Annotated in this window: 8 protein-coding genes; 2 read left to right on the forward strand and 6 right to left on the reverse strand. The window is 63.0% G+C overall.

Going from position 1 to position 8,067, the window contains the following annotated elements:
- The 5 genes from P3T16_RS34570 to P3T16_RS34590 form a co-directional block, all read right to left on the reverse strand.
- Nucleotides 1-803 (reverse strand): electron transfer flavoprotein subunit alpha/FixB family protein (locus tag P3T16_RS34570; RefSeq protein ID WP_429345633.1); only part of this gene is annotated, 803 nt, incomplete at its 3' end.
- A gap of 14 nt (nt 804-817) precedes the next feature.
- The gene (locus P3T16_RS34575) at nt 818-1,567 is read right to left on the reverse strand and encodes an electron transfer flavoprotein subunit beta/FixA family protein (RefSeq protein ID WP_429345634.1); all 750 of its coding nucleotides are present in this window, start codon (nt 1,565-1,567) and stop codon (nt 818-820) included.
- Nucleotides 1,568-1,851: 284 nt separating this feature from the next.
- Complete coding sequence (locus tag P3T16_RS34580) at nt 1,852-2,655, reverse strand: MetQ/NlpA family ABC transporter substrate-binding protein (protein ID WP_429345635.1); 804 nt, start codon at nt 2,653-2,655, stop codon at nt 1,852-1,854.
- Between the two features lie 54 nt (nt 2,656-2,709).
- On the reverse strand, nt 2,710-3,363 hold the full coding sequence (locus tag P3T16_RS34585; RefSeq protein ID WP_429256881.1) for a methionine ABC transporter permease: 654 nt from the start codon (nt 3,361-3,363) through the stop codon (nt 2,710-2,712).
- Nucleotides 3,353-4,387 (reverse strand): methionine ABC transporter ATP-binding protein, encoded by a 1,035-nt coding sequence (locus P3T16_RS34590; RefSeq protein WP_429345636.1) that lies wholly within the window; start codon nt 4,385-4,387, stop codon nt 3,353-3,355. Before P3T16_RS34590 ends, P3T16_RS34585 begins: the two co-directional genes overlap by 11 nt.
- Before the next feature lie 224 nt (nt 4,388-4,611).
- Between P3T16_RS34590 and P3T16_RS34595 the strand changes: the two genes are divergently transcribed.
- A complete protein-coding gene (locus P3T16_RS34595) occupies nt 4,612-5,541 on the forward strand; it encodes a lysophospholipase (RefSeq protein WP_429345637.1) in 930 nt (309 codons plus the stop codon).
- Nucleotides 5,542-5,556: 15 nt separating this feature from the next.
- On the opposite strand, the gene P3T16_RS34600 is transcribed toward P3T16_RS34595, so the two are convergent.
- On the reverse strand, nt 5,557-6,480 hold the full coding sequence (locus tag P3T16_RS34600) for a histone deacetylase family protein (RefSeq protein WP_429345639.1): 924 nt from the start codon (nt 6,478-6,480) through the stop codon (nt 5,557-5,559).
- Nucleotides 6,481-6,674: 194 nt separating this feature from the next.
- Between P3T16_RS34600 and mltB the strand changes: the two genes are divergently transcribed.
- On the forward strand, nt 6,675-7,919 hold the full coding sequence (mltB, locus tag P3T16_RS34605) for a lytic murein transglycosylase B (protein WP_429345638.1): 1,245 nt from the start codon (nt 6,675-6,677) through the stop codon (nt 7,917-7,919).
- Nucleotides 7,920-8,067 lie beyond the last annotated feature (148 nt).

Raw genomic sequence — 8,067 nt, forward strand, 5'->3', positions numbered from 1 at the left:
GCCAGATGCTGGATCGCACCCGAGATACCCACCGCGACGTACAGTTGCGGCGCGACGATCTTGCCGGTCTGGCCGACCTGGTAGTCGTTCGGCACGAAGCCTGCGTCGACCGCCGCGCGCGAGGCGCCCAGTGCGGCGTTCAGCTTGTCCGCGAGCGGCTCCAGCACCTTCGTGTAGTTTTCACCGTTACCGAGACCGCGACCACCCGAGACGATGATCTTCGCCGAGGTCAGCTCCGGACGGTCCAGCTTCGTCACTTCGCGACTCACGAACTGCGACAGGCCGCTGTCTGCCGCCGCTTCGATCTTCTCGACCGCTGCGCTGCCGCCTTCGGCCGCCACCGGGTCGAAGCCGGTCGTGCGCACCGTGATCACCTTGATCGCGTCTTGTGACTGGACGGTGGCGATGGCGTTGCCTGCGTAGATCGGGCGCTCGAACGTGTCGGGGCTGTCCACTGCCGTGATGTCGCTGATCTGCGCGACGTCCAGCTTCGCCGCGATACGCGGCGCGGTGTTCTTGCCGTAAGCCGTCGCCGGCGCGAGGATGTGCGTGTAGTTCTTCGCGATGTTCAGCACCGTCGCTTCGATGTTTTCTGCCAGACCCGCTTCGAGCTGCGGTGCGTCGGCCAGCAGGACCTTACTCACGCCCGCGATCTTCGCCGCGGCTTCAGCAGCCGCTTGCGCGTTGTGGCCTGCGATCAGCACGTGCACGTCGCCGCCGATCTTCTGTGCCGCCGCAATCGTGTTCAGCGTCGCGGCCTTGACGGACGCGTTGTCATGTTCGGCAATTACCAGATTCGTCATTTCAATTCGCTCCCTTACAGCACCTTGGCTTCGGTCTTCAGCTTCTCGACCAGCGTCTTCACATCGGCGACCTTCACACCGGCGCTGCGCTTGGGCGGCTCGACCACTTTCAGCGTCTTCAGGCGTGGCGTGACATCGACGCCGAGGTCTTCGGGCTTGAGCGTCTCCAGCGGCTTCTTCTTCGCCTTCATGATGTTCGGCAGCGTCACGTAACGCGGCTCGTTCAGGCGCAGGTCGGTGGTGACCACCGCGGGCAGCGTCAGCGACAGCGTCTCCGCACCGCCATCCACTTCGCGCGACACCGTGGCCTTGCCATCAGCAACGACCACCTTCGAGGCGAACGTGGCCTGCGGCAATCCAGCCAGCGCAGCCAGCATCTGGCCGGTCTGGTTCGAATCGTCGTCGATCGCCTGCTTGCCGAGGATCACGAGCGAAGGCTGTTCCTTGTCGACCAGCGCCTTCAACAGCTTGGCCACCGCCAGCGGCTGCAGCTCTTCGTTCGACTCGATCAGGATCGCGCGGTCCGCGCCGATCGCCAGCGCCGTGCGCAGCGTTTCCTGACATTGCGTCACGCCGCACGACACCGCGATCACTTCCGTCGCCACGCCCGCTTCGCGCAGACGCACCGCTTCTTCCACCGCGATTTCGTCGAACGGATTCATCGACATCTTGACGTTGGCAATGTCGACGCCCGTGCCGTCCGACTTCACTCGGACCTTCACGTTGTAATCGACCACTCTCTTGACTGGCACCAGGATTTTCATGCACACGCTCCAAAGTTACGAATACGTCAACCCAACGGTCATTATAGCGACTGCCTTCGCGGCACCCGCCCGCGGGCTGCTTGCATCGAGAATATCGCTCCTTCGCGGCGCGACAGGAATAGCGAACGATCGTTCTATTTTAATCCCGAAAAAACCCGGGCGACAAGCCCGGGTTATGACCTATGTCTCTAATTCCGAGCTTGCACAGGATCGGCACTTGCCTTAACCGCTTGCCGGGTTTGTAGCGCCCACCACGCCAGCAACGCGCCACCCCTCGCCACGCCTTACCAGGCGGTGATGACCGCGCCGCCGAACCTGCTGTCGACGAACTGCCTCACTTCCGCCGAGTGGTACGCGGCGACCAGCTTCGCGACCCACGGCTTGTTTTTGTCGGCTTCGCGGATCGCGATGATGTTCACGTACGGACCCTTCGAGTCTTCGATCGCGATCGCGTCCTGCTTCGGCTTCAGGCCGGCTTCCATCGCGAAGTTCGTGTTGATCGCGGCTGCGTCGACGTCGCCAAGCGAACGCGGGATCTGCGCGGCGTCGAGTTCGACGATCTTCAGCTTCTTCGGATTCTCGACGATGTCGAGCGGCGTCGCCTTCAGGCCCGCGTCGGCGCGCAGCTTCAGCAGACCCTGCTTCTGCAGCAGCAGCAATGCACGGCCGCCGTTGGTCGGATCGTTCGGCACCGCGATCTTTGCGCCCGGTTGCAGTTCAGCCAGCGCCTTGATCTTCGTGGAGTAAATTCCCATCGGGTACGTGACCGTGTCGGCGACGCGGATCAGCTTGTAGCCGCGGTCCTTCACCTGCGCCTGCAGATACGGGTCGTGCTGGTAGCTGTTCGCGTCGAGGTCGCCACCGGCGAGCGCCGCGTTCGGCTGCACGTAATCCGAGAACTCGACGATCTTGATGTTCAGCCCGTTCTTCGCAGCAACGGTTTTCACGACTTCCATGATCTGTGCGTGCGGACCACCGGTCACACCGACCTTGATGGTTTCGTCGGCCTGCGCGACGGAAGCCAAAGAAGCAAACAGCGATGCGGCGCCGAGGACGGCCGCGAGCCTGAGAACAAAACGACGTTGCATGACTGACCTTTCTCTTATCTGTATGAGCGGCTTCCCGTGATGGGGAAGCCTTTGTTATTTATGGCTCAAACGACGCACGAGCCAATCCCCGAACGACTGCACCAGTTGCACGAAGACGATCAGGATCACGACGACCGTCACCATGACTTCCGGCAAAAAGCGTTGATATCCATAACGGATGCCCAGATCGCCGAGGCCGCCGCCGCCGATCGCACCGGCCATCGCCGAATAGCCGACCAGCGACACGAACGTGATCGTCAACCCGGCGACGACGCCCGGCAGCGATTCCGGCAACAGCACCTTGAAGACGATCTGGCTGGTCGTCGCGCCCATCGCCTGAGCGGCTTCGATCAAGCCGCGGTCCACTTCGCGCAGCGCGGTTTCGACGAGTCGCGCGATGAACGGCGCCGCGGCGATCGTCAGCGGCACCACGGCCGCGGCCGTCCCGATCGACGAACCGACAATCAGCCGCGTGAACGGAATCACCGCGACCAGCAGGATGATGAACGGCGTCGAACGCACGGCGTTGACGACGACGCCCATCACGCGATTGAAGCCGATGTTCTGCAGCACGCCGTTGCGGTCCGTCAGATAGAGCAGCACGCCGAGCGGCAAACCGGCCAGCGCGCCGACGAGTCCAGAAATGCCCACCATCACGAGCGTTTCCCAGAACGACTGCACGAACATATCGAACATTTCACTCAACATACGACAGCTCCTCGACCACCACACCCTGTTCGCGCAGAAACGCGATTGCCTCTGCCACCTTCACCGGTTCGCCACCCGCGAGCACCGCGAGCGAGCCGAACGCCTGCCCCTGGATCTCGTCGATCTGGCCATGCAGGATGTTGAAGTCCAGTTCGTAGCGACGAATCGTCTCCGACAGGATCGGTTGATCGACGCCCGAGCCGGTGAACGCGAGGCGCAGCAGATGACCGCTGCCCGTCTTCAGACGCTCGGCGACGCGCGCCTTCATCGCGGGCGGCAGTTCCTGCGCGATCACATCGCCGATCAACGCGCGCGTGACCTCGTGATGCGGCTGCAGGAAGACATCGATGACCTTGCCCTGTTCGACGACGCGCCCCGCATCCAGTACAGCGACGCGATCGCAGACCTGCTTGATCACGTCCATCTGGTGGGTGATCAGCACGACGGTGAGGCCAAGCTCGCGGTTGATGCGTTTCAGCAGATCGAGAATCGCGCGCGTGGTTTCGGGATCGAGCGCAGACGTGGCTTCGTCGGAGAGCAGCACCTTCGGCTTGCTCGCGAGTGCGCGCGCAATGCCGACGCGCTGCTTCTGTCCGCCGCTGATCTGTGCCGGATAACGGTCCTTCTGCGCCGACAGCCCGACGAGCTCCAGCAGCGGCAACACGGTCAGCTCGATCTCCGCGCGCTTCATGCCGGCGAGTTCGAGCGGCAGCGCGACGTTCTCGTAGACCGTGCGCGACGACAGCAGGTTGAAATGCTGGAAGATCATGCCGATCTCGCGACGCGCCTCGCGCAGTTGCGCGGCGGGCAGCGTCGTGAGGTCACGGCCGTTGACGACGATATTGCCTTCGGTCGGGCGCGTCAGCAGGTTGATGGTGCGCACCAGCGTGCTCTTACCGGCACCGCTGCGGCCGATGATGCCGAACACTTCGCCTGGCGGAATCATCAGATTGACGTTGTGCAGTGCTTCGACCCAGCCTCTGGGCCCCGCGAAACGCTGCGAAATATTGCGTAGTTCGATCATGTAGAAAAACGAAACGGCGGTTCTGTCCGACGAGCGTTTTGCGCTCCGACACCGGGCCGCCGTTGCTTTTATTGGGATTTGGACCGCAATTTTACCGCATCGACGACATTCCCTTTAATAATCAATTCCGATCTTTTCATAACCTGAGAGCATTAGAGGGCCACCCCGCGTACGATGCTCGCGTGCACCAGACGCGTGCGACTATGATCGGTCGGATCAAAATAATGACGGCGGAGACAATGGCGACAGAGACCAGGACGCACGCGAAGCCCTCTTTCGGCGCTCAGGCCGACATCCCGCAAGCGGCGCCGGCAGCCGCCCTGTCGCGCCTGAAGACAGGTAGTGGCGTTGAACTTCCGGTTTATCGATGGTGGGCGTCCGACGGCGCGCCGCGTGCCACCGTGGCGCTGGTCCACGGGCTCGCCGAACACGCCGGACGGTACGCCGCGCTTGCCCGGGCGCTGAACGCCGCGGACATCGAACTGGTCGCAATCGATCTGCGCGGACACGGTATCGCACCGGGCGCACGCGTCTGGGTCGACCGCTTCGACGACTATCTGGATGACACCGACGCGCTGCTTCACGCCGCATCCAGAAATGGCACGCCGCTCTTTCTGATGGGCCACAGCATGGGCGGTGCAATCGCCGCGCTTCACACGATCGAACGCGCGGCGGGTAACGGCCCGAAACTGCGCGGTTTGATCCTGTCGAGCCCGGCGCTCGCCGCCGGCCGCGACGTGCCGCGCTGGATGATCACGCTGAGTCACGTCATCAGTCGCGTCTGGCCGCGCTTTCCAGCGATGAAGATCGATGCGTCGCTGCTGTCGCGCGATCCGGCGATCGTCGAGGCAAACCGGAACGATCCACTCGTGCATCACGCTGCGGTGCCGGCGCGCACGGGCGCGGAGATTCTGGATGCGATGGCGCGAATCGAACGCGGTCGCGCGTCGTTGCGTCTGCCGCTACTCGTCTGGCACGGTACCGCTGACAAACTCACCGAACCGCACGGCAGCCGCGATTTCGGCACACATGCCGGCTCGCCCGACAAAACGCTCACTTTCTATGACGACAGCTATCACGAGACGATGAACGATCTCGACCGCGAGCGGGTGATCGGCGCGTTGATCGAGTGGATTCTGGCGCGCGCGGGTTAGCGCCTGACGCCCGCCTCAGATATCAGCCAGCGCGCGCACGTGCGCCACCACGCTGCGACCCAGCGCCGACAGGTTGTACCCACCTTCCAGCGTGCTCACGATGCGCCCTTTCGCGTAACGCCCGGCGATATCCCGGATCTGCTGGGTCAGCCACGCGTAGTCGTCCTCGACGAGGCCCATGTTGCCGAGGTCGTCCTCGCGATGCGCATCGAATCCGGCCGACACGAACAGCATCTCCGGTTTGAACGCATGCAGGCGCGGCAGCCACATCAGGTCGACGGCTTCACGCATGACCATGCCGTTCGTGCGCGCAGAAAGCGGCACGTTGACCATATTGGACGCCTGATTGTCGGCGCCTGTGAACGGATAGAACGGGTGCTGGAAGAAGCTGCACATCAACACGCGCGAGTCGCCGGCGAACGCGGCTTCGGTGCCGTTGCCGTGATGCACGTCGAAGTCGATGATCGCGACGCGCGCAAGGCCATGCACTTCCAGCGCATGCCGCGCGGCAATCGCGACGTTGTTAAAGAAGCAGAAGCCCATCGCACGCGCGGGCTCCGCATGATGGCCCGGCGGGCGCACGCTGCAGAACGCATTGTCGTAGCGGCCTTCGATAACGGCATCCGTGGCGGCGACCGCTGCACCGGCCGCGCGTAACGCGGCCTGCAACGTATGCGGATTCATCGATGTGTCCGGATCGATCTCCGCGTAACCCGAAGCGGGCGAGCGGCCGCGGATGTAGTCGATATGCGCCTGCGTATGCACGCGCAACAACGCGGCATCGTCGGCGAGCGGCGGCGATTCGCGCTCGATCGCCGTGTCGATACGGCTTGCGATCAGTTGATCTTCGATTGCCTGCAGGCGCGCCGGACATTCGGGATGCCATTGCCCCATTTCGTGCAGCAGACAGTCGTTGTGAGAATAGAAGCCTGTTGCCATGAGTGGGTTCTTCTGCCGCACCGCGTCCGACGCGTGCACGGCATGTCTCCTTCCGTTTGCGCGCGCCGCAGATGGCGCGCGTACAGGTATCAAGTTACCACAACGGGTCGCCGCAACGCGCTCTGGCCATGGTTTTGCGAATGCCGTCGGGTATACTGCGCCGAACCCCTTCGCACCGAACCAATCCCTGCCCTATGACCGTCAAGCTTGCCCTGTCTGCACGAAACCGGCTTCGCGTAACGACCGTTGCCACCGCGCTGTCCGTCGCATGCGCGTTCATCGCGATGCCCGCGGCGCTCGCGCAGACCACGCGGGCAAAAGCACCGATGCTGGTGGCGCAGGATTCACCGCAACAGCCGGTGCCGCAGGGGCAAACTTTCGAAGAAGAGATCATTCCGCAACGCTACGCGAACAATCCAAACGTCGATGCGTTCATCAACGACATGGTCGCCCGTTACGATTTCGATCCGGCCACCCTGCACACGCTATTCGCCCATACGAGCTATTCGGCAACTGCCGTGAAACTCGTGACGCCGTCGCCTACGCCGTCGGTGAAAAACTGGCGCGTGTATCAGTCGCGCTTCCTCGATACGGTGCGCATCAACGCAGGCGTGCGCTTCTGGCGCGCGAACCAGGCCACGCTGCAACGCGCGTATGAGCAGTTCGGCGTGCCGCCGGAAGTGATCGTCGGCATCATTGGCGTCGAGACGATTTACGGGCGCTACATGGGCAACTTCCGTGTGCTCGACGCGCTCACCACGCTGACCTTCGATTATCCGAACACGCCGAATCGCGCGGACCGTCAGGCGACGTTCCGCAAGAATCTCGAAGACTACCTGGTCTGGACGCGCGGCGCGCAGATCGATCCGAACTCAGTCCTCGGCTCGTACACAGGCGCGATCGGCATTCCGCAGTTTCTGCCGAGCAGCATCGTGCAATACGCCGTTGACTTCGAGGGCAACAAGCAGATCGATCTGCGCACGAGCCAGGCGGATGCGATCGGCAGCGTCGCAAATTATCTGAAGCAGAATGGCTGGGAAACGGGCCGTCCGGTCGTGTGGAAGATCGCGTCGGACACAGGCAGCCTCGGCGTCGCACAGGCTGCCGCGGACGGTCGACCCGAGCCGCACTGGCCGCTTCAACAGCTGCTGCGCGCGGGCATGCTGATGAACGAGCCGGGCCTCGATATCGCGTCTGAAGCAGGCACGCCAGTCGCCATGGTCGACCTGCCGACGCCGGGTCGCCCGACCGAATACATGCTGGGTCTGAAGAACTTCTACGTGCTCACGCGTTACAACCGCAGCTTCTTCTACGCGCTGGCGGTGTATCAACTTGGCCAGCGGGTCAAGTCGCAAGTGGCGAGTGAGACGACTGCGGGTGCGAACCCGAATGGCATTCCGGGCGCTCCGGCCGCAGCTTCCGATACCGACGCGCAGTGAATATGCCGAGCGCCATACCTCACGCAGCGGAATGAAAAAGCGCCGGCTAGCCCGTAATGCCGTTCAGTTAGCACTGAACGGCATTTTCATTTGCAGAGCAGGAAGAGGTTGTAAACGGCGCGCCGGGGTGTTAACTTTTCGGCGCGAT

It is taken from the genome of Paraburkholderia sp. GAS42 (assembly GCF_050436565.1).
In the GTDB taxonomy this organism is placed as follows: Bacteria; Pseudomonadota; Gammaproteobacteria; order Burkholderiales; family Burkholderiaceae; genus Paraburkholderia.